Origin of the sequence: Streptomyces noursei ATCC 11455 (assembly GCF_001704275.1) — a bacterium.
GTDB classification, from domain to species: Bacteria; Actinomycetota; Actinomycetes; order Streptomycetales; family Streptomycetaceae; genus Streptomyces; species Streptomyces noursei.
This window is the reverse complement of the sequence record NZ_CP011533.1, coordinates 7,478,126-7,499,570: the sequence shown is the minus strand read 5'-3', so window position 1 is coordinate 7,499,570 and position 21,445 is coordinate 7,478,126. Positions and strand designations below refer to the sequence as shown.

Annotated in this window: 18 protein-coding genes; 4 read left to right on the top strand and 14 right to left on the bottom strand. The window is 73.4% G+C overall.

The window, feature by feature from the left end; all coding sequences use genetic code 11:
- The first annotated feature begins 211 nt into the window (after positions 1-211).
- Both SNOUR_RS31895 and SNOUR_RS31890 read left to right on the top strand, forming a co-directional pair.
- Positions 212-967 (top strand): DUF5995 family protein, encoded by a 756-nt coding sequence (locus tag SNOUR_RS31895; RefSeq protein ID WP_312634163.1) that lies wholly within the window; start codon positions 212-214, stop codon positions 965-967.
- 82 nt (positions 968-1,049) lie between these two features.
- Positions 1,050-1,982, top strand: a complete 933-nt coding sequence (locus tag SNOUR_RS31890; RefSeq protein ID WP_067353916.1) for a TIGR03619 family F420-dependent LLM class oxidoreductase — start codon at positions 1,050-1,052, stop codon at positions 1,980-1,982.
- Between the two features lie 117 nt (positions 1,983-2,099).
- On the opposite strand, the gene SNOUR_RS31885 is transcribed toward SNOUR_RS31890, so the two are convergent.
- From SNOUR_RS31885 to SNOUR_RS31875, 3 genes are all read right to left on the bottom strand, one after another.
- Positions 2,100-3,806: a flavin monoamine oxidase family protein gene (locus SNOUR_RS31885; RefSeq protein WP_067353914.1), complete on the bottom strand. Its 1,707-nt coding sequence runs from the start codon at positions 3,804-3,806 to the stop codon at positions 2,100-2,102.
- A gap of 155 nt (positions 3,807-3,961) precedes the next feature.
- Positions 3,962-4,768 (bottom strand): carbon-nitrogen hydrolase family protein, encoded by an 807-nt coding sequence (locus tag SNOUR_RS31880; RefSeq protein ID WP_067353912.1) that lies wholly within the window; start codon positions 4,766-4,768, stop codon positions 3,962-3,964.
- 179 nt (positions 4,769-4,947) lie between these two features.
- On the bottom strand, positions 4,948-5,862 hold the full coding sequence (locus SNOUR_RS31875) for a LysR family transcriptional regulator (RefSeq protein ID WP_067353909.1): 915 nt from the start codon (positions 5,860-5,862) through the stop codon (positions 4,948-4,950).
- Between the two features lie 136 nt (positions 5,863-5,998).
- Between SNOUR_RS31875 and SNOUR_RS31870 the strand changes: the two genes are divergently transcribed.
- The gene (locus tag SNOUR_RS31870) at positions 5,999-6,523 is read left to right on the top strand and encodes a nuclear transport factor 2 family protein (protein ID WP_079142985.1); all 525 of its coding nucleotides are present in this window, start codon (positions 5,999-6,001) and stop codon (positions 6,521-6,523) included.
- Positions 6,524-6,533: 10 nt separating this feature from the next.
- On the opposite strand, the gene SNOUR_RS31865 is transcribed toward SNOUR_RS31870, so the two are convergent.
- The 10 genes from SNOUR_RS31865 to fmt form a co-directional block, all read right to left on the bottom strand.
- Positions 6,534-6,989 carry an Lrp/AsnC family transcriptional regulator gene (locus SNOUR_RS31865; RefSeq protein WP_067353906.1) on the bottom strand — a complete coding sequence of 152 codons (456 nt, stop codon included), beginning with the start codon at positions 6,987-6,989 and terminating at the stop codon, positions 6,534-6,536.
- 10 nt (positions 6,990-6,999) lie between these two features.
- Positions 7,000-8,472 carry an amino acid permease gene (locus SNOUR_RS31860; protein ID WP_067353905.1) on the bottom strand — a complete coding sequence of 491 codons (1,473 nt, stop codon included), beginning with the start codon at positions 8,470-8,472 and terminating at the stop codon, positions 7,000-7,002.
- A gap of 354 nt (positions 8,473-8,826) precedes the next feature.
- Entirely contained in the window at positions 8,827-10,290 is a 1,464-nt protein-coding gene (locus tag SNOUR_RS31855; RefSeq protein ID WP_039638048.1) for a GuaB1 family IMP dehydrogenase-related protein, read from the bottom strand.
- A 171-nt stretch (positions 10,291-10,461) separates the two neighbouring features.
- Positions 10,462-10,905, bottom strand: coding sequence for a barstar family protein (locus tag SNOUR_RS31850; protein WP_039638047.1), 444 nt, complete (start codon positions 10,903-10,905; stop codon positions 10,462-10,464).
- Entirely contained in the window at positions 10,902-11,366 is a 465-nt protein-coding gene (locus SNOUR_RS31845; RefSeq protein ID WP_079142984.1) for a guanyl-specific ribonuclease, read from the bottom strand. The genes SNOUR_RS31850 and SNOUR_RS31845 overlap by 4 nt, the downstream gene beginning before the upstream one ends.
- A gap of 59 nt (positions 11,367-11,425) precedes the next feature.
- A complete protein-coding gene (locus tag SNOUR_RS31840; RefSeq protein ID WP_067353902.1) occupies positions 11,426-12,415 on the bottom strand; it encodes a sugar-binding transcriptional regulator in 990 nt (329 codons plus the stop codon).
- A 207-nt stretch (positions 12,416-12,622) separates the two neighbouring features.
- Complete coding sequence (gene rpe, locus SNOUR_RS31835; RefSeq protein WP_039638046.1) at positions 12,623-13,303, bottom strand: ribulose-phosphate 3-epimerase; 681 nt, start codon at positions 13,301-13,303, stop codon at positions 12,623-12,625.
- A 131-nt stretch (positions 13,304-13,434) separates the two neighbouring features.
- A complete protein-coding gene (locus SNOUR_RS31830; RefSeq protein WP_067353900.1) occupies positions 13,435-15,657 on the bottom strand; it encodes an NADP-dependent isocitrate dehydrogenase in 2,223 nt (740 codons plus the stop codon).
- Between the two features lie 149 nt (positions 15,658-15,806).
- On the bottom strand, positions 15,807-17,246 hold the full coding sequence (locus tag SNOUR_RS31825) for an RsmB/NOP family class I SAM-dependent RNA methyltransferase (RefSeq protein ID WP_067353897.1): 1,440 nt from the start codon (positions 17,244-17,246) through the stop codon (positions 15,807-15,809).
- A 111-nt stretch (positions 17,247-17,357) separates the two neighbouring features.
- Positions 17,358-18,296, bottom strand: coding sequence for a methionyl-tRNA formyltransferase (gene fmt, locus SNOUR_RS31820; RefSeq protein ID WP_067353894.1), 939 nt, complete (start codon positions 18,294-18,296; stop codon positions 17,358-17,360).
- A 250-nt stretch (positions 18,297-18,546) separates the two neighbouring features.
- On the opposite strand from fmt, the gene SNOUR_RS31815 reads away from it, so the two are divergent.
- The gene (locus SNOUR_RS31815; RefSeq protein ID WP_067353893.1) at positions 18,547-19,101 is read left to right on the top strand and encodes a hypothetical protein; all 555 of its coding nucleotides are present in this window, start codon (positions 18,547-18,549) and stop codon (positions 19,099-19,101) included.
- Positions 19,102-19,238: 137 nt separating this feature from the next.
- Here the strand turns inward: SNOUR_RS31815 and SNOUR_RS31810 are convergent, their stop codons facing one another.
- Positions 19,239-21,380, bottom strand: a complete 2,142-nt coding sequence (locus SNOUR_RS31810; RefSeq protein ID WP_079142983.1) for a primosomal protein N' — start codon at positions 21,378-21,380, stop codon at positions 19,239-19,241.
- Positions 21,381-21,445: the final 65 nt, after the last annotated feature.

Below are 21,445 nucleotides of genomic sequence, written 5' to 3'. Positions count from 1 at the left end.
GTTCTCAAAGGACATGGCGGAGACTTCGCCGTTCCCGCGGCCCGACCAGAGATGCGCAGCGCGAATCGACGCGGCAGTGGGTACCGCGGGACGAGCCCGGCGCGGATCGGTGGGAAGAGCCTCAAGACGGCGGGCCGATTATTACTCCGTTCCGGTCAACTGTCCACGGGATTAGGCATATTCGGGGGTATGCCAATGCCACGCTGAACGGATGACGACCTTTCAGCAACATGCCGGAAACGGCCCGCCGCACGCCGTCGCGGAATCCGTCGCCGGGCCCGCCGGCGGCGCCGGACCTGCGACGACCGCGGGAGTGGCGCAGGTACTGGAACGAATGCGGGCGCTGGACCGGGCGCTGCCCACCGACGACGGGGTGGCCGTGTTCAACCGGGTCTATCTGGCCGTCACCGAGGCCGTCGCCGAGCGGGTCGGCGACGGCGCCTTCGAGGACCCCCGGGCCGCCGGCGAACTGGACGTGCGCTTCGCCCTCCGCTACTTCACCGCGGTGGACGCCGACGCCACCGGGCTGCGGCCGCCGGCCTGCTGGCGTCCGCTGTTCCAACTGCGCCGCCACCCCCGGATCCGCCCGCTCCAGTTCGCCCTCGCCGGCATCAACGCGCACATCGGCCACGACCTCGCACTGGCGGTGGTGGACACCTGCCGGGCGCTGGAGTGCGAACCCCCCGCTCTGGAAGGCGACTTCGACCGCATCGGCACGCTCCTGACCGGCCTGGAGGAGGGCATCCGGGAGACCCTGATGCCCGGCCCCGACCTCCTGGACATCGCCGATCCGCTCACCCATCTCGTCGGGTCCTGGAGCCTGGAGATGGCCCGCGACGGCGCCTGGGCAGCGGCCCGGATGCTGTGGGGCGCCCGCCGGCTCCCGGACGTGGCCGAGGAGTTCGCCGACCGCCTGGACGCGAGCGTCGGCCTGATCGGGCGCTGTCTGCTGACCCCGCTCGGCTAGGGCGTCGCGTGTCCGAGGGGCACCGAAGCGCTCGGTGCCGACGTCGTTCCGCGGCCGGGCGCCCCGTCGTAGGGTGCGGTCCATGACGTTACGACTGGGACTGGGGTTGCCCCAGATGCCGCAGTACGACCCGCGGCGCGATGTGCGGGACGTGGCCCGCGCCGCGGAGGAGATCGGATTCGACAGCGTCTGGGGCTTCGAGCGGACGCTGATCCCGAACGAGCCGCTGGACGGGCTCTACGGCGTCCCGGGCCGGCCCTGGCCCGACTTCTACCGCCACTGCGCCGACCCGTTGGTCACCCTGACGCTGGCCGCCGCCGTCACCGACCGGGTCCGGCTGGGCAGCAGCGTGCTGGTCTCCGGGCTGCATGCGCCGTTCCCGCTCGCCCGGATGCTGGCGACGCTGGACGCGGCCAGCGGCGGGCGGGTGCTGGCGGGCCTGGGGACCGGCTGGTCCCAGGACGAGTACCGGGCCGCCGGGGTCACCGCGTACGCCGACCGCGGCGCCCAGCTGGACGAGCTGCTGGACGTCTGCGCGGCGGTCTGGGGCCCCGACCCGGTCGCGTACCGGGGCCGCTGGACGGAGATCGCGCCGGCCTCGGTCGGCCCCAAGCCGGCCCGTCCGGTCCCGGTCTACCTGGCCGGGAGCAACGGCCGAGCCCTGGAGCGGGTGGCGCGGCGCGCCGACGGCTGGCTCCCCGGCCATCTGACGGGCGCCCAACTCGCCCCGCTGCTGGGGAGGTTGCGGGCGGCGGCCGAACGGCACGGCCGGGACGCCGGGGAGCTGGACGTCGTCCTGCGGGTCGGGGTCGACCTGACCGGCGCGCCGCTGCCGGAGGACGGCCGCCGTCCGTACACCGGCAGCCACGAACAGGTGCTGGCGGATCTGGCCGGTGCCGCCGACGCCGGTGCCCGGGAGGTCCTGCTGGACTTCCAGGTGCACTGCCGGGACGGCAAGGAGCTGACCGACCGGGCCGCCGACCTGTACGGGCGGATCCGGGCGGCCGGGCTGTAGCACCGGGCCGGCGGGCGCGACCGGCCGGGCGGAAGCGGAGGTGCGCGGGGCCCCGGTCGATCCGGGGCCCCGCGCACCTCAGTTGGCGCTCGCGTCGACGCGGCGCCCTGGGACCGCTCAGTCCTCCGGGAGCTCCACCGGAGCGATCTCGTCGTAGACGTCGCCGGGGCCGGGGTTGGTCGCGTCGGTGCCGCCGCCGAGGTGGTGCATCACGCCCCAGACCGCGTTCAGCGCGGTCTGGATGGCGCCCTCGGCCCAACCGGCCGTCCAGGAGATGTCGTCGCCGGCGAGGAAGATGCCGCGCTTGTCCTCGGGGAGCAGCTCCTGCATGAAGTGGGTGAACAGGCGCCGCTGGTAGCGGTAGTGGCCGGGCAGGTTGGCCTTGAACGCGCCCATGAAGTAGGGCTCGTTCTCCCAGGACACGGTCACCGGGTTGCCGATGATGTGCTTGCGGATGTCGACCTTGGGATAGATCTCGCCGAGCGACTTGAGCATGACCTCCATGCGCTCGTTCGCCGACAGCGGCAGCCACTTCAGGCTGTCGTCGCACCAGGTGTAGGAGAGGCAGATGACGGCCGGCTGGTCCGGGCCGTTGTCGAGGAGGTACGTCCCGCGCGTCATGCGGTCGGTGAGCGTCATCGACATCACGTCGCGCCCGGTCTCTTCGTCCTTGTCCAGCCAGAACGGCCGGTCGACGGGGACGAAGAGCTTGCTGGACTCCATGTAGTGGGTGCGCTCGATCGCCGTCCAGTGGTCGATCGGGAACAGGTCGTCGTCACAGTCGATCTTCGACAGCAGCATCCAGCTCTGCGCGGTGAAGACCACCGCCTTGTAGGAGCGGATGTCGCCGGAGGCGTCGGTGACGGTGATGCGGTTGCCGGCGGTGCGGTGCAGCCGGGTCACGGCCGGCCGCGGCACGCCGCCGTGCAGCGACGACAGCGAGGTGCCCGGCGCCCAGTGCACGATCTTGCGCGGCTCGCGCTCCCACAGGCGCAGCGGCAGCTGCTGGGAGCCGCCGACGATGCCGCGATGGTGGTCGTCGGCCTCGGTGTAGACGACCCGCAGGATCTCCAGGATGGAGTTGGGGAAGTCGGTGTCCCAGCCGCCGGTGCCGAAGCCGACCTGGCCGAAGATCTCACGGTGCCGGAAGGAGGTGAACGCCTTGGAGTCGCAGAGGAAGCCGTAGAAGGTCTGGTTGTCGAGCTTCTCGACGAGCTGCGCCCAGATCTCGCGGATGCGCGGGACGTCGCGCTCGCGCATGGCCTGGTTCATGTCGGAGAAGTCGGCGCCCTCCTCCAGGCAGGCGTTCCACGCCTCGGCGACCTGGCGGTAGACCGCGGGCAGGTCGTCGAGGGTCTCGGCGTAGTGCGACTCGCCCTTGAGGTCGACGACGGTCGAGGGGGTGGACTCGGCGAGCGGGTTGGGGAACGGCCGGGTCGTGAGGCCCACCAGGTCGATGTAGTGCTGGAGCGCGGTGGAGGACGGCGGGAAGCGCATCGCGCCCAGTTCGCAGTTGAGCACACTCTCGTCACCTGCGGCGGAGCAGCCGTCGAAGCCCACGGTGCGCAGCCGGCCGCCTATCTGGTCCGCCTCGTAGACGACGGGCTTGAGGCCCATCTTCATCAGCTCGTACGCGGTGACGATGCCGGAGAGGCCGCCGCCGACGATGGCGACCTCGGTGCCGTGCTCGGTCGCCGGGATCTGGCCCAGGCCCGCCGGGTGCGCGAGGTAGTCGTCGTACGCGTAGGGGAAGTCCGGGCCGAACATGGTGATCGGCGGCTGCGCGGTGGTGTGCGGGACGGCGGGGGGCACCGTGGACGTCATCGGGCGGACTCCTTGCGAGGGGGCGGGCATAACGGGGCGTATAGGGCGCTGGTGGGCGCGCCGGGACGCCCTCGTGGGCGGGGGGGGACTTCAGGCCGCGACGGCGGACCGGGGGGCGGTGCGGGCGGGGTGCGACGGGCGCGGTGCGGCGCCGGTCAGGCGAGGTCGGTGTAGAGCTCCGGCCTCCGGTCCTGGAGGTAGGGGTTGTTCTCCCGCGCTTCCTTCAGGAATTCCGGGTCCACCGCGGCCTGCACCAGCTGCTCGGAGCGCCCGGCACGGGTGCGGACGACCCCGTCGGGCCCGGCCAGGCAGCTGAGGCCGACGAACTCGAACTCGCCCTCCGCGCCGACCCGGTTGACGTACGCCACGTACATCTGGTTCTCGAAGGCGCGGACCGGGATCATCTGCTCCGGCACGATCTGGAAGGGGTGCATCTGCGCGGTGGGCACCAGCAGCAGATCGGTCCCGGCCAGCGCGTGCGCCCGGACGTTCTCCGGGAACTCCACGTCGTAGCAGATCAGCAGGCCGATCCGGAGCCCGTCCAGCTCCGCCTGGACGACCTGCCGCTCCCCCGGGGTGAACCACTCGCGCTCGAAGCAGCCGAAGAGGTGGGTCTTGCGGTAGTTGGCGAGCGGGGTGCCGTCGGGGCCGATCAGCCGGGCGGAGTTGTAGACCACGCCGTGCTCTTCGGGGGCGCGCTCGGGGTAGCCGTAGAGCACCGCGATCCGGTGTTCGGCGGCGATCGCGGCGACGGCCCGGGCGCTGGCGCCGTCGGCCGGCTCGGCCAGGCGGTGCAGGTCGCCGCCGATCGCGTAGCCGGTGAGGAACAGCTCGGGGCAGGCGAGCAGCCGGGCGCCGGTCGCGGCCGCCTCGCGGGCCGCCTCGTCGAGGACCTTCAGGTTGTGCGCCACGTCGCCGGGCCGTCCCGAACTCTGCAGCAGGGCGGTGTGCAGTGGCGACATGGGACCCCTCGGTGACGGCGGTGCGGGCGGGACGCATTGACGGTACGGGGCGCCGACGATCCGGGACAAGGCGCCACCGTTGCGCGGCGGCGGACGATTCGTTGCGCCTTCAAGGGTCACCGCGGCGATTCGTTGCACGGGGCATTCGCGCCGGTCGGGCGGGGCGCCCGCGCAGTGGCTCAGGCCACCACGGCGGCCACCGTCGCGCGCACCACCCCGCGCAGCCACACATGGCCCGGGTCGGCGTCCTGCCGGGGGTGCCAGGCCATCACCATCCGCAGCGGCGGGAGGTCCAGCGGGACGGGCAGGGTGCGCAGACCCAGTTCCCGGACCATCGAGGCCCCGGCGCGCTCCGGGCCCATGCCCACCGCGTCGCTGTCCCGCACCATCATCAGCGCCGCCGCCAGGGTCGGGACGGTGGCGATCACCCGGCGGCGCAGCCCGTGCTCGGCCAGCGCGGCGTCGATGGGGCCGGTCAGCCGCCCGCGCCGGGAGAAGTTGAGGTGCGGCGCGTCGGCGTACCGGCGGACGGTCAGCGGCCCGGCGGCCAGCGGGTGGCCGTCCCGGACGACCGCGACCGCGCGGTCGGTGAACAGCGGCTCGGTGCGGATCTCCGACTGCGGGCCGTCGCCCACGCCCAGCCCCAGGTCGGCCGCGCCGTCCCGCAGCAGCGGCAGATCGGCATGCCCCTCGCCGAGGAACCGCAGCACCACCCCCGGCGCCTGCCGGGCGACCCGGGCGAGCAACGCGGGCCCGACGACGGTGACGAAGAGGTCGCTGGCGTTGATGGCGAAGCTGCGGGCCAGCCGCGCCGGGTCGACGGGGGCGGACGGGGTCAGCACCACCTGCGCGGCCTCGACCAGCCGCCGCACCTCGGCCTTGATCTCCAGGGCGTGCGGGGTCGGCACCATGTGGCGGCCGGCGCGGACCAGGATCGGATCGCCGACGGTCCGCCGGATCCGGCCGAGCGCCCGGCTCATCGCGGGCCCGGAGAGCCCGATCCGATCGGCGGCGCCGGTGACGCTCTCTTCCTCCAGGAGTGCGTCCAGGGCGATCAGCAGGTTGAGGTCGATGTTTGCGTATCGCGCAATCATGGCGGGCACACCTTGCAGTTGAGATCAACTGAGCGGGACTCTACGCCCGGCCCACGATCACGTCAGCACCGCCGTCGACCGACGCCCCCGGACCCACACTGGACCTCAAGTCCGCTTGAGGTCGCAGGATCACGGCATGACCCCACACGAGAGCGCGACCGCCGCCCCGACCACCCCCGCCGCCGAGGCCGCCGAGACGGCGCGGCAGCTGCGCCACCTCACCGACCGCGCCGCCGTCGCCGACCTGCTGGGCCGCTATCTGCGCTCCCTGGACGAGGGGGTGTTCGACGAGGCGTGGGGCCGCGCCTTCTACGCCGCGGACGCCACCGCCGAGATGCCGCTCGGCACCGTCCGAGGCCGGGACGCCATCGTGGCGCGGATCCGTGCGGGGATGGCGCTGTTCGACCGGACCGTGCACCTGGGCGGCGCCCCGGTCATCGAGATCGACGGCGACCGGGCGACCGCCCACGGGCCCCAGCTGAGCACCCATGTACTGGCGGACGGATCCGAGGCGCTCTTCGTCTCCGGCGGCCGGGCCGAGACCGAGCTGGTGCGCACCCCGGACGGCTGGCGGATCGCCGCCTCCGCCCTGCGCGTCACATGGACCCGGGGCACCCCGCCGCGCCTGCCGGCGGGAACGGGACCGGCGGACGCCGCCTGAGCGCCGAACCTCAGCCGGGCGCCCCCGCCCCGTAGCGTCGCAGCAGCGGGGAGAGGACCAGGACGGACTTGGTGCGCTCGACGAACGGTTCGCCGGCGATCCGCTCCAGGACCCGTTCGAAGTGCCGCATGTCGGCGGCGAAGACCTGCACCAGGGCGTCCGCCTCACCGGTGACGGTGGAGGCGGACGCCACTTCCGGATAGCGCGACAGGCCGCGGTGGATCGCCTCGGGCGAGGTGTTGCGGCGGCAGAAGATCTCGATGAACCCCTCGGTCTCCCAGCCGAGGGCGGCGGGGTCGACGCGCACCGTGAACCCGGTGATCGCGCCGTCCGCCCGCAGCCGGTCCACCCGGCGCTTGACCGCCGGCGCGGACAGTCCGACCTCCTGGCCGATGTCCGCGTAGCTGCGGCGGGCGTCCTCGGCGAGGGCGTGGACGATGCGTTCGTCGAGATCGTTCAGTCGCACTGCGGGTGGATCACTTCTCTGCGGTGGCCAATCGGGAGCGGCGCATGCCGTATCCGAAGTAGATCACAAGGCCGACCACCATCCAGACACCGAAGACCACCCAGGTCACCAGGCCGAGACGGGTCATCATGAAGGCGCAGAGCAGGAAACCGATCGCGGGGAAGATCGGGGAGAACGGGGTGCGGAACGCCCGCGGCATGTCCGGCCGGGTCTTGCGCAGCACGATCACGGCCACGTTGACCAGCGCGAACGCGAAGAGCGTGCCGATGCTGGTGGCGTCGGCCAGCTCGCCGAGCGGCACCGCGGCGGCGAGCACACCGCAGAACAGGGAGACGATCACGGTGTTCACCCGGGGCACGCCGCTCTTGGGGTGAACCTTGGAGAACGTCTTGGGCACCAGCCCGTCCCGGGACATCGCGAAGAGGATCCGGGTCTGGCCGTAGAGCACGGTCAGCACGACGCTGGCGATGGCGACGACGGCGCCGAAGGCCAGCAGCACCGACCAGTAGTCGTGCCCGGTGACGGTCTTGAGGATCCCGGCGAGCGCCGCCTCCGAGCCCTTGAACTCCTGCCACGGCAGGGCGCCCACCGCGATGGCCGCGACCAGGCAGTACAGGGCGGTGACGATCACCAGCGAGAGCATGATCGCGCGGGGCAGGTCGCGCTGCGGGTTCTTGGCCTCCTCGCCCGCCGTGGAGGCGGCGTCGAAGCCGATGTAGGAGAAGAACAGGGTGGCACCGGCGGCGCTGACCCCCGCCATGCCCATCGGCATGAAGTTGGCGAAGTTCCCGGACTTCACGCCCTGGATCGCGACGCCGCAGAAGAGCAGCAGCGTGGCGATCTTGACGATCACCATGATGGTGTTCGCCCGGGCGCTCTCCCGGGCGCCGCCCAGCAGGAACACCATGGCCAGCACCACGACCAGCAGGGCCGGCAGGTTGAAGTAGCCGCCCTGGCCCGGCGGCGCGGAGAGCGCGTCGGGGATGGTGAAGCCCAGCGTGCCGCCGAGGAACTCGTTGAGGTACTGGCCCCAGCCGACCGCGACGGCCGCCACCGAGACGCCGTACTCCAGGATCAGGCACCAGCCGCAGACCCAGGCGACCAGCTCGCCGAGGGTGGCGTAGGCGTAGGAGTAGGACGAGCCCGAGACCGGGATGGTGCCGGCCAGCTCGGCGTAGGAGAGCGCGGAGAACAGCGCCGTGACACCGGCGATGACGAACGAGAGGACGACCGCGGGCCCGGCGTCCGGGACGGCCTGGCCGAGGACCACGAAGATGCCGGTGCCGAGCGTGGCACCGATGCTGATCATCGTCAGCTGCCAGACACCCATCGAGCGGCGGAGGGTGCCCCCCTCGCCCCGGCCCCCCTCGGCGACCAGGCGCTCCACCGGCTTGCGGCGCATCAGCCGAGTGCCGATTCCTCCGGCGGCGGGCGGCCCGGAATAGCTGTCCCGCGAGGGCGGGACTGCGCCGTTCTCCAACACAGGGGGCTCCTTCGTCGCTGCCGGTCAGACTGACACGTTCCGGCACATTCCGGTGACAGGACCGCAGCGGTCGGGCAGGCAGGACGAACCACCCTGCAGCAGGAGACCGCCGAGCAGGCGGTCTCCGCCACTCCACGTACAGCGCATGACCTTACGGCCCCTCGTTGACCTGCCGTAATGCAGGATCCTTGCGCAACCGCGGTGGAACGTTGCGCACGGCGGCGAAGGGCGGCGGAACGTTGCGCTCCACCTCAGTGAATCACGGTCCCGTCCGTAGAACGCAACCGGCCCCGCACCAGGTCGGTGCGGGGCCGGTGAGCGGCGCCGGCGGAGCCGGCAGCGGGCTCCTGGAGGTCAGCTCCAGCTGTTGTGCAGGGGCTTGCCCTCGGCGTAGCCGGCGGCGCTCTGCACGCCGACCACGGCCTTCTCGGCGAACTCCTCGACCGAGGCGGCGCCGGCGTACGTGCAGGAGCTGCGGACGCCCGCGATGATCGAGTCGATCAGGTCCTCGACGCCGGGACGGGCCGGGTCGACGAACATCCGCGAGGTGGAGATGCCCTCCTCGAACAGCGCCTTGCGGGCGCGGTCGTAGGACGACTCCTCGCTGGTGCGGTTGCGCACCGCACGCGCGGAGGCCATGCCGAAGCTCTCCTTGTACGGCTGGCCCTCGGCGGTGTGCTGGAGGTCGCCGGGCGACTCCAGGGTGCCCGCGAACCACGAGCCGATCATGACGTTGGACGCGCCCGCGGCCAGCGCCATGGCCACGTCGCGGGGGTGCCGGACACCGCCGTCGGCCCAGACGTGCTTGCCGTACTTGCGGGCCTCGGCGGCGCACTCCAGCACCGCGGAGAACTGCGGGCGGCCCACGCCGGTCATCATGCGGGTGGTGCACATCGCGCCGGGCCCGACACCGACCTTGATGATGTCCGCGCCGGCCTCGATGAGGTCGCGCACACCGGCGGCGGCGACGATGTTGCCCGCGACGATCGGGACCTGCGGGTCCAGGGCCCGAACGGCCTTGATCGCGCTGATCATCGACTCCTGGTGGCCGTGCGCGGTGTCCACGACGAGCGTGTCCACGCCGGCTTCCAGCAGCGCCTTGGCCTTGCCGGCCACATCGCCGTTGATGCCCACGGCCGCCGCGATCCGCAGCTTGCCGTCCGCGTCCGTGGCGGGGGTGTACAGGGTGGCGCGCAGCGCGCCCTTGCGGGTCAGGATGCCGACCAGCATGCCGTCCGCGTCGACCGCGGGGGCCAGCTTGCGGTTGGCGGCGTCGAGGCGGTTGAACGCCTCGCGGGGGTCGATGTCCGCGTCCAGGACCAGCAGGTCCTTCGACATGACCTCGGACACCTGGGTGAAGCGGTCCACCCCGGCCAGGTCGTGCTCGGTGACGACACCGACCGGCCGGCCGCTCTCGACGACGATGCCCGCGCCGTGCGCGCGCTTGGGCAGCAGCGACAGCGCGTCCGCCACGGTCGAGACCGGGGACAGCACGATCGGCGTGTCCAGCACCAGGTGGCGCTGCTTGACCCAGGTGATGACGTCGGTGACGACGTCGATCGGGATGTCCTGCGGGATGACCACCAGACCGCCGCGGCGGGCGACCGTCTCGGCCATGCGGCGGCCGGCGATCGCCGTCATGTTGGCGACCACGAGGGGGATCGTCGTGCCGGAGCCGTCGCGCGAGGCGAGGTCCACGGCCTGGCGGGAGCCCACCGACGAGCGGCTGGGCACCATGAAGACATCGTCGTAGGTCAGGTCGTAGGGCACCGAAGAACTCTCTTCGAGGGCGCCGTTCTTCGGATTGAGGAATCGCATACCGCCAGGATACGGGCCCTGACCAGGACTCATGTGATAGTCCTACGGCCACCTGGGCCGTGTGTGTGATCCGCCAATCCGCGGTCCACCCACCAAGACGCCGCCTCACGGGACGCACGCGTCACATCGCGGAACGACGCGGAACGGTGCCCCGCGGAGCCGCGCCCCCGGCTACGTCCCCTGCCGGCCGCGCCCGCCGGCCATGATCACCGAGAGCCCGGTGTCGGTGTCCCGCCAGTAGCCCACGGCGTCCGCCAGCACCTGCTCGAACACGCTCCAGTCCTCCGGCACGGCGCCCGCGTACCCCTGCCAGTCGGTGACGACCAGCAGCCGGCCGCGGGCCGGGGGGCACCAGGACAGATCGGTCAGGCAGTCGGCCAGCGCGTCCCAGTTGTGGCCGAAGTACGCCGGGAAGTCCAGGGCGGCGGCGCACCGGTCGAGGAACCCGGCCTTGTCCGCGACCCCGTCGAGATCCAGCGCGGCAGCGCTCCAGCCGGCGTCCTCGGCCGCGGCCAGGGCGTCCGCCACCGGGCGGTCGGCCGGCCAGGGCAGCACCCCCGCCGGCGTCCGCCCGTCGAGCACCGCGGCCAGTGCCGGGGGTACCTCGGGGCTCACCGCAGCACCGCCTTGAAGTTCTTGTAGTGGTCGTCGGTGTAGAAGAACTCGTGGTGCTTGCCGGTGATCAGACGGCGGGCACCGCGGTTGCGGGCGCCCGGGGTGTCGACCGTGTACTCGTGGTAGTAGCCGCGCGGCTCACTGGGCAGCCGCTTCTCGTAGTTGCCGAAGACGGTGCCGTCCTTCGGGTACGGGAACGGCCCGCCGGCGTCGATCAGCTTGAGGGTGCGCTGCGCCTCGGCGGGCAGCTTGCCGGCCGGGACGGTCGGCAGGCCCTTCGCCCAGCCCGGTGCGGTGGTGCCGCCGGACGGCCGGCTGGCGGTCGCGGACGGCCGGTGCGTGCCGGCCGAACTCCCTTTGCCGTCACCGCCGGTGGAACAACCGGTCAGGACGAGGAGCAGCGCGGCGAACAGCGCGCCGACGAGGGCGGCGGCCCGGCGCGGGGCGGTGTGGATCAGCATGCGCCGATGCTGTCACAGCCACGCGCGGGCTGCTCGCCGGCGGGCTCCCACGACCCGCTTCACTTCCCGTCCGGGTCCGCCCGGTCCAGGGCCGGCCGCGGGCCGGGACCGGTCTCCAACAGCAGGTGGTCGGCGGCCGCGGTGTCCGTCACCAGGCTCGTCACGAGCCCGGAGCGGAGCACCGCGCCGATGGCCGCGGCCTTGCGCCGGCCGCCGGCGATCGCCACGACCTCCGGGATGCGGCGCAGCCGGTCCGCCTCGACGGTGATGCACCGCTCCCCGAGATCGCGGCCGATGCGCCGGCCCTCGGCGTCGAAGAGGTGCGCGGACATCTCGGCGGCCGCGCCCAGCGAGGCGTAGTGCTCCCGCTCCTCCTCCGACAGCATGTCGTAGACGGTCGAGACGCCCGGCTCCCACGAACCGATGGAGACGCAGGCGACGGTGACCTTGTCGAAGTACTCGAAGGCGCGGGCGATGCCGGTCTGGCCGCGCAGCGCGGCGGCGGTCGCCGAGTCGGGCAGCAGCATCGGCGCGTAGATCGGGTGCGCCTCGCCGCCGGAGACGTCGGCCGCGCGGCGGACCGCCTCGACCGAGCCGCGGTCGGCGGTGCCGGCGTCGTAGACCCCGGTCAGCTGGACGACGGTGCACGGCGGCAGCCGGTGCAGCGCCGCCGCCATGTGGATCGTCGAGCGGCCCCAGGCGAGGCCCAGCACATCGCCCTCGGCGACGAGTTCGCCGAGGAGGTCGGCGGCCACCTCGCCGAGGTTCTCCGGGTCGGCGGCGTCCTCGGAGGCGTCCGCGGGCGATTCGACGACGACCGCGTGCCGCAGGCCGTAGCGGGCGCGCAGGGCGTCGGAGCGCTCCGCGTCCAGTTCGGAGGGCACCCGGATCTCGATCCGTACGAGATCACGCTCCAGGGCCGTCTCCAGGACACGGGCGACCTTGAAGCGGCTGACGCCGAACTCCTCCGCGATCTGGATCTTGGACTTGCCCTCGAGATAGAAGCGGCGGGCCATGGCCGCGGCCTGCACCAGCTCGGCGGGGCCCATTCCGGACTGCGGGCGGCTGGCTACCACGAAAATCTCCCCTTTTGCGCATCTGATCGAGTCTTTGCTCATCCTTTCAGAAACCCGAGGTGTACGGGGACCAAGAGCGGCACGACGGGCATGAACGCTCGGTTGCCACCAGGTCAACCGCCGGCACGCAGCGCGCCGGACGGACCGGTCCCGGGCCCCGTGACGAGCCGGGCGACTCGATCAGTGGGCGCAGCCCCAGCTCGCGGCCGTCGCCGCCTCGGCCTTCTCCCGCAGGTCGCGGACGGCCTTGGCCGGATCGTCCGCGCCGTACACCGCAGAACCGGCCACGAACACGTCGGCGCCGGCCTCCGCGCACCGCTCGATGGTCTCCGCCGAGACCCCGCCGTCCACCTGGAGCCACATCTGAAGACCGTGCCGCGAGATGAGCTCCCGGGTGCGGCGGATCTTCGGCAGCATGATGTCCAGGAACGCCTGACCGCCGAAGCCGGGCTCGACGGTCATGATCAGCAGCATGTCGAGTTCGGGCAGCAGGTCCTCGAACGGCTCGATCGGGGTCGCCGGCTTCAGCGCCATCGACGCCCGCGCCCCCTTGGCCCGGATCTCCCGCGCCAGCCGCACCGGCGCCCCGGCCGCCTCCGCGTGGAAGGTGACCGAGCCGGCCCCGGCCTCCACGTACTGCGGCGCCCAGCGGTCCGGATCCTCGATCATCAGGTGAAGGTCGAGGGGGGTGTCCGTCGCCTTGCTCAGCGACTCGACGATCGGCACGCCGAGCGTGAGGTTGGGGACGAAGTGGTTGTCCATCACGTCGACATGGAGCCAGTCGGCGCCCTCGACGGCCCTCGCCTCCTCGGCGAGGCGGGCGAAGTCTGCGGACAGGATGCTGGGGTTGATCAAGGCCATGCCCCCAGTATGGCGGTCCCGTCACGGACCGACCGCGCCGGGCCGCGAGAGCCCCGTCACCCCGGCGACACCGGGCCGCCCCGGCCGGACGCGCGGCCCGGCCGGGGCGGACGAGGTGGGTACTACGGTGCTCAGCCCTGCAGGGCCGCCAGCGCCTGGTTCAGCGTCTTCGAGGGACGCATCACCGCGGACGCCTTGGCCGGGTCGGGGCGGTAGTAGCCGCCGATGTCGACCGGGGAGCCCTGCACCGCGATCAGCTCGTCGACGATGGTCTGCTCCTGCTCGGTCAGCGTCTTGGCCAGCGGCCCGAACGCCTCGGCGAGCTGCGCGTCGTCGGTCTGCTTGGCCAGCTCCTGGGCCCAGTAGAGCGCCAGGTAGAAGTGGCTGCCGCGGTTGTCGATGCCACCCAGCTTGCGGCTCGGCGACCTGTTCTCGTTGAGGAACGAACCGGTCGCGCGGTCGAGGGTGTCGGCGAGGACCTTGGCACGGGTGTTGTCCGTGGTCGTCGCGAGGTGCTCGAAGCTGACCGCCAGCGCGAGGAACTCGCCCAGGCTGTCCCAGCGCAGGTAGTTCTCCTTGACCAGCTGCTGGACGTGCTTGGGGGCGGAACCACCGGCACCGGTCTCGAACAGGCCGCCGCCGTTCATCAGCGGGACGACCGAGAGCATCTTGGCGCTGGTGCCCAGCTCCAGGATCGGGAACAGGTCGGTCAGGTAGTCGCGCAGGACGTTGCCGGTGACCGAGATGGTGTTCGCGCCGCGGCGGATCCGCTCCAGGGAGAACGCGGTCGCCTCGACCGGGGCCAGGATCTTGATCTCCAGGCCCTCGGTGTCGTGCTCCGACAGGTAGGCGTTGACCTTCGCGATCAGCTGGGCATCGTGCGCGCGGGTCTCGTCGAGCCAGAACACCGCCGGGTCGCCGGTGGCGCGGGCGCGGCTGACGGCCAGCTTGACCCAGTCCTTGATCGGCGCGTCCTTGGTCTGGCAGGCGCGGAAGATGTCACCGGCGGCGACGGCCTGCTCGATGACGACGTTGCCCTGCGCGTCGACCAGGCGGACGGTGCCCGCGACCGCGACCTCGAAGGTCTTGTCGTGGGAGCCGTACTCCTCGGCCTTCTGCGCCATCAGGCCGACGTTCGGCACCGAGCCCATGGTGGCCGGGTCGAACGCGCCGTGCGCCCGGCAGTCGTCGATGACGGCCTGGTAGATGCCGGCGTAGCTGCTGTCGGGGAGCACCGCGAGGGTGTCCGCCTCCTGTCCGTCCGGACCCCACATGTGGCCGGAGGTGCGGATCATCGCGGGCATGGACGCGTCCACGATGACGTCGCTGGGGACGTGCAGGTTGGTGATGCCCCGGTCGGAGTCGACCATGGCCAGCTCCGGGCCCTCGGCCAGCTCGGCGTCGAAGGACGCCTTGATCTCGGCGCCGTCGGGCAGCGCCTCCAGGCCCTTGAAGATGCCGCCGAGGCCGTCGTTCGGGGTGAGGCCGGCCGCGGCCAGCGCCTCGCCGTACCGGGCGAAGGTCTTGGGGAAGAAGGCCCGTACGACGTGGCCGAAGACGATCGGGTCGGAGACCTTCATCATCGTGGCCTTCAGGTGCACGGAGAACAGCACGCCCTCCGCCTTGGCGCGCGCGACCTGGGCGGCGAGGAACTCACGGAGCTGGGCGACGCGCATGACGGAGGCGTCCACCACCTCGCCCGCGAGCACCGGAACCGACTCGCGCAGCACGGTGGTGGTGCCGTCCTCGGCCACCAGCTCGATGCGCAGGGAGCCGTCCTCGGCGATCACTGCGGACTTCTCGGTGGAGCGGAAGTCGTTCTCGCCCATGGTCGCGACGTTGGTCTTGGAGTCGGCGGTCCAGGCGCCCATGCGGTGCGGGTGCGCCTTGGCGTAGTTCTTCACCGACGCGGGCGCCCGGCGGTCCGAATTGCCCTCGCGCAGCACGGGGTTGACGGCGCTGCCCTTGACCTTGTCGTAGCGGGCGCGGGTCTCGCGCTCCTCGTCGGTCTTCGGGTCGTCCGGGTAGTCCGGCAGCGCGTAGCCCTGCTCCTGGAGCTCGGCGATGGCCGCCTTGAGCTGCGGGATGGAGGCCGAGATGTTCGGCAGCTTGATGATGTTCGCGCCGGGGGTCTTGGCCAGCTGGCCGAGCTCCGCGAGGGCGTCGGCGATCCGCTGGTCCTCCTTCAGGCGCTCGGGGAAGCTGGCGATGATCCGGCCCGACAGGGAGATGTCGCGGGTCTCCAGCGTCACCCCGGCCGTCGCGGCGTACGCCTCCACCACCGGCAGGAACGAGTACGTCGCCAGGGCCGGGGCCTCGTCAGTGTGGGTGTAAATGATGGTCGAGTCAGTCACCGGGTACTCCGCTCCATCCACGTCTCAAATATTGCTCGACATCAAGATATCAAGATTGCTCGACATCAAGATATCTGGTGCCCCGATCCGCTCCCGCGGCGGTGCGGCCCCTCGTACGACCGGGGCCGCCCACCACGGAAGCGGGCCCGTCAACCGGTCCGCCGCAACAGCGCCAGATACATCGCGTCGGTCCCGTGCCGATGCGGCCACAGCTGGACGTCCGGCCCGTCGCCGAGCTCCGGAACACCCGGCATCAGCGGCCGGGCGTCGATCCACTCGGCCTCGACCGCCGGGCCGCCGCGCCCCTTGAGGACGTCCTCGACCACCGCCCGGGTCTCCGCCGGATGCGGCGAACAGGTCGCATAGCCGACCACACCGCCGACCCGCACCGCCGCCAGCGCCTGCCGCAGCAGCTCCCGCTGGAGCGGCGCGAAGCCGTCCAGGTCCTCGGGGCGGCGTCGCCAGCGCGCCTCGGGCCGGCGGCGCAGCGCGCCCAGGCCGGTGCACGGCACGTCCACCAGCACCCGGTCGAAGGCCCCCGGCCGCCACGCCGGACGGGTGCCGTCTGCGGCGATCACCGCGTACGGCCCGGGGTTGCCGTCCAGCGCCCGGGCCACCAGCCGCGCCCGGTGCGGCTGCTTCTCCGACGCCAGCAGCGCCGCGCCCCGCTGCGCCGCCAGCGCGGCCAGCAGCGCCGCCTTGCCGCCCGGCCCCGCGCAGCCGTCCAGCCAGGTGCAGTCCGGGCCGTCCAGCGGCGCGCCGGCCAGCGCCAGGGCGACCAACTGGCTGCCCTCGTCCTGCACTCCGGCGCGGCCCTCGCGCACCGCGTCCAGCGCGCCCGGCTCCCCGCCCTCGGCGAGCCGGACCGCGTACGGCGACCACCGGCCCGGCACCGCGCCGTCCTCGCCCGCGGCCGCCAGCAGTTCCTCCGCGGTGGACCGACCGGGCCGCGCCACCAGCGTCACCTCGGGGCGCTCGTTGTCCGCGGCCAACAGCTCCTCGATGCCCGCGCGTCCGCCGCCCAGGGCGTCCCAGAGCGCGGAGACGACCCAGCGCGGGTGCGCGTGCACGATCCCCAGGTGCTCCTCGGGATCCTCGTCGTACTCCGGCGCCACCCGCTCCAGCCAGTCGTCCAGATCGTGCGCCGTGACCTTGCGCAGCACCGCGTTGACGAACTTCGCCCGGCCGTCGCCGAGCACCACCCGGGCCAGCTCCACGGTGGCGCTGACCGCGGCGTGCGGGGGGATCCGGGTGCCGAGCAACTGGTGTGCGCCGAGCGTCAGCACGTCCAGCACCGGCGGGTCCACCTTGCGCAGCGGCCGGTCCACGCAGCGCGCCAGGATCGCGTCGTAGGTGCCCTGGCGGCGCAGCGAACCGTAGACCAGCTCGGTGGCCAGCGCCGCGTCCCGGGTGTCGAAGTCGCCGGCCTCCCGCGCCTTGCGCAGCAGCGGCGGCAGGACCAGATTCGCGTACGCGTCCCGCTCGTCCACGGCCCGCAGCGCCTCGAACGCGAGGATCCGGACCGGGTCCTTCTTCGGGCGGCGGTAGGGCTTGCGGGTGCCGTGACGACGCGGCGGCTGCTGACTCACAGAAAGGTGCTCCGGTATTACGGGACGGGGTCCGCCCCAGCCTACGCGGGCCGGGATCCGGCGGCGCGGGCGGACGGCCCCCGGCGGCGCACCGCAGGAGCGGTCGGCGACCTAGTCGCCCAGGCGCTCGCCGGCCGCGATCCGCACGCCGCGCGCCCAGTCCGCGGCCTGCATGGGCTTCTTGCCCTGCGGCTGGACCCAGAGCAGCTGCACGGGGTGGCTGCCGCTGCCCACGTGCACCGTCTTCTTGGTGACGCCCAGTTCGCCCGGCTCCAGGGCCGGTCCGTCGTGCCCGGCGGCCGGCTCGGCCGCCATCACCTTCAGCCGCTCGCCGCGGAAGACCGTCCAGGCGCCGGGCGCCGGCGCACACCCGCGGACCACCCGGTCCACCCGCAGCGCGGGCGCCGTCCAGTCGATCCGGGCGTCCTCGACCTCGATCTTCGGGGCGAGGGTGACCCCCTCCTCCGGCTGCGGCACCGCCTTGAGGGTGCCGTCCTCGATGCCGTCCATCGTGGCGACGAGCAGACCGGAACCGGCGAACGCCAGCCGGGTCAGCAGATCACCGCTGGTGTCCGCGGACCGGATCTCCTCGGTGAGCACCCCGTACACCGGGCCGGAGTCCAGCCCCTGCTCGATCTGGAACGTGGTGGCGCCGGTGATCTCGTCGCCGGCGAGCACCGCGTGCTGCACCGGCGCGGCGCCCCGCCATGCCGGCAGCAGCGAGAAGTGCAGATTGACCCAGCCGTGGGTCGGGATGTCCAGCGCCACCTTGGGCAGCAGCGCTCCGTAGGCGACCACCGGGCAGCAGTCCGGCGCGATCTCCCGCAGCCGGGCGAGGAAGTCCTCGTCCCGCGGCTTGACGGGCTTGAGCACCTCGATGCCGGCCTCCTCCGCGCGCTCCGCGACGGGGCTGGCGACCAGCCGGCGGCCCCGACCGGCCGGCGCGTCGGGCCGGGTCACCACGGCCACCACCTCGTGCCGGTCCGAGGCGATCAGGGCATCGAGAGCGGGTACGGCGACCTCGGGGGTACCGGCGAAGACAAGCCTCATGGGTGACGGACTACCTCTCACGCGCTGCGGAACGACGCACCAGTCTAGGGGCCTTGGCGCAGGTCATGGGCCGGAACGCCAGGGGGCGTGCAAAGTCGTCCGCGCCCCGCGCACACGCTCGTACGCCCCTGCACCGTGACCAGAGTCGCTGCTGGCGCGTTGGTCAAGCAGCATTGACCGCTTCACGGGCCGCTTTGGCGGCCCGATCGCTTTCCCCCTTCCTTTCCACGCCGGTTCGAGAGGCTTGCTCATGGCCGACCACGCAACCCACGACGCCCAGGCGCGCGCCAGCCTGCATCTCCTGGTGCGGGACATCGAGCGGGTCCGCCGGCAGGTGGACGCCCTGCGCACGCTCACCGCGCAGCTCGGCAACGTCTACCGGCCGCGGCGCACGGGCCCCTCCGCGGGCTTCGTCGTCTACGGACGGGCACCCGCCCCCACCGTGCGCCTCGCCCAGGAGCTGCGCGACAGCGTCGAGACCCTCGTCACCGCGGCAGTCGACTTCGACCGCTCGCTGGGCTTCTCCTGGGACGCGGTGGGCTCCGCGCTCGGCGTCACCAAGCAGGCGGTGCACCGTCGTTACGGCGCCCGGCGGGCCGCCACCCAGACGTCCGGCGACAGCGGCGACGAGGCGGTGCGCTCCCCCGACGCCTCGGCGGCCTCCGCGGCCCGCGCGGTCAGCATGGCCGGCGGCCTGACCGGCCCCGCCGCCGTCCCCGCCGCCCGCTCCATGCCCACCCAGCCCACCGCGTCCTCGCGCGACGAGGCCCGCCCCGGCGCCTTCCCCGGCCCCCGCAACGGCTGAACGACTCCCCCGCCCCCGGGCACCGCGCCCCGTGCCGCACCACGCGCCGGCACCCGGGACCGCCTGCCGACTAAGGTCCCGGTGCGCTGCGTGGTGCGGCACGGGGCCGTCCGCGAGCGCGGCCGACGCGGCGCCCCTCAGCCCAGGTCCAGCGGATCGACCCGCACCCGGAGCGGCTGCCCCTCCCGCTTGACCAGCCGGGCCGTCTGCGCCGCCTTCAGCGCCGCCGCCAGCGCCCCGCCCCGGCCCGGCCGGACCCGTACGAGCACCCGCTCCCACTCCTCGCCCGGCGGAGGATCCCCCGGCCGACGGGGCCGTCCGGGATCCGGCACCGGCACCGGTACCGGGCCCAACACCTCGGCATCCGCGGGGAGTTCGGCCGCCGCCAACAGCCCGGCCACATCCTCGGCACGGCCCGCCACGGAGGCCATCCGCGACACCGGCGGGAACCCCAGCTCCGCCCGCTCGGCCAGCTCGCGGACCGCATGGCCGACCGGATCCCAGCGCACCAACGCCTGCACGGGCCGCAGCGTCGGCTCCGCGATCACCACCACCGTGCCGCTCTCCGCCTGGCCGCGGACCAGCGCCGCCGCACCCAGCCAGCGGCGCAGCGCCTCCTCGCCGGCGCGGAGATCCGGCCGGCCCAGCAGCGCCCAGCCGTCCAGCAGCAGCGCCGCGGCATAGCCCGCGCCCTCGGCGAGCGGTTCGGCGCCGGGCGTGCTCACCACCAGCGCGGGCACGTCGGGGACCGTCTCCAGGATGTGGTCCCGGCCCGAGGTGCGGACCGGCACGCCGGGAAACGCCCGCCCGAGCTCCTCCGCCGTCCGCCGTGCGCCGACGATCTGCGCCCGCAGCCGGGTGCCGCCGCACTCCGGGCAGGCCCAGTCCGGCGCCGCCTGCCCGCACCAGCCGCAGCACAGCGCGCTGCCCTGGCTCTGCGCCTCCAGCGGCCCCGCGCAGTGCCGGCACCGGGCCGGCTCCCGACAGCGCCCGCACGCCAGCCGGGGAACGTACCCCCGCCGGGGGACCTGCACCAGGACCGGCCCCCGGGCCAGCGCCTGGCGCGCCGTCTGCCAGGCGAGCGACGGCAGCCGGGCGGCGCGCGCCGCCTCGTCCCGCGCCTCCTCGGTCTCGTCGACGGTGCGGACCAGCGGTGCCACCCTGCGCACCACCTCGCGGTCGGCCGTCAGCGCGCGCGCCCAGCCGTTCTCCACCAGTTGGGTGGCCTCGACCGTGCGGCCCACGTCCCCGACCAGGCACGCGGCCTTCTCATGGACGGCACGGAGCAGGAGCACGTCCCGGGCGTGCGGATGCGGTGCGTGGATCTCGCTGTGGCTGCCGTTGCCGTCGTCCCAGATGGCGACGAGCCCGAGGTCCGCGACCGGTGCGTACATGGCGGCGCGGGTCCCCACCACGGCCCGCACCGCGCCGCGGCGTATCGCCAGCCAGCGGCGGTAGCGCTCCTCGGGACCCGACTCCGCCACCAGCAAGGTGTGCCGCCCCGACCCGATCAGCTCGGTCAGCGCCGCCTCGACCCGGGCCGCCGACCTCCCGTCGGGCATCACGACCAGGGCACCGCGGCCGGAAGCCAGGGTGGCGGCCACCGCGGTGGCGAGCTCGGTCGGCCAGTGCGGCCCCGGGAGGGCCGTCCACACGGCCCGTGGCGCGTCCCCCCGGGCCAGCGCCTCCAGGAACGCCGGTCCGGCCGGATACCGGCTCCAGCTCGCCGGCGCCGGGGCCGCGGGCGGCGGCGGGGGCACCGGGAAGCGGGCCGCCTCGGCCTTGGCGTTCCGCGGCGGGAGGGCGAGTTGCAGGACGTCGGCGAGCGAGCCTGCGTAGCGGTCGGCCACCGCCCGGCACAGCGCCAGCAACGGCTCGCTGAGCACCGGCTCCGGCGAGACGACCTGGGCGAGCGCGGCCAGCGGCCCGCGGTAGTCGGACTCCGGGATCCGCTCGACGATGTAGCCGTCGAGCAGGCCCCCGCCCTCGCGGCGCCCCTCGCGCACCTTGCCGGTGCCCGCGCCGAACCGCACCCGCACCCGCACCCCGGGTTGGGCCTCGGCGTCCATGGCGGCGGGCACGGCGTAGTCCCAGAGCTTGTCCAGGTGCACGGGGCCCTTGTCCACCAGCACCCGTGCCACCGGCAGCCGGGGCGCCAGCGCGGCCCCCCGCCAGGTGCGCGGCTTGGCCCGCTCCGCCTTCGTCTCCCGCACGGTCTCCCGGATCAGGGCCAGTTGCTCGCCCTGCTCCCCCGGTTCCCGCCCGTTCTCCCTGCTCACAGCAACCAGTCTTAGCAGACGGCACCGACAACGGCGGGTGCGCGGGAACGGCCGAGGGCCCCGGA